This window comes from bacterium (assembly GCA_026414725.1).
Lineage (GTDB): Bacteria > Ratteibacteria > UBA8468 > B48-G9 > JAFGKM01 > JAAYXZ01.
This window is the reverse complement of record JAOAIL010000072.1, coordinates 1-263: the sequence shown is the minus strand read 5'-3', so window position 1 is coordinate 263 and position 263 is coordinate 1. Positions and strand designations below refer to the sequence as shown.

The window sequence follows — 263 nt, the reverse complement described above, 5'->3', positions numbered from 1 at the left end:
GGACAAATGGTGTGTGGACTTTTCCGGGTGAGAGTAAAAAAAGAGTTAATCATCCCGCACCTTTTCCAGTTGAATTACCTAAAAGATGCATAAAGTTGTTTTCTTATGTAGGTGATGTAATTCTTGATCCATTTTTAGGTAGTGGCTCAACATTAATCGCTTGTGCTTTGACAAGAAGAATTGGAATTGGTGTTGAAATAGATAAAAAATATTGTGAGTTAGCTCTTAAAAGAATTAAAAGTGAAGCCAAGTTAGAGCAATTA

General features: G+C 34.2%; 1 protein-coding gene. It reads left to right on the top strand.

Translation table 11 applies throughout. The features are described from left to right. On the top strand, positions 1-263 hold a 263-nt coding region (locus N3D17_07925), incomplete at both ends, for a site-specific DNA-methyltransferase (GenBank protein MCX8083288.1).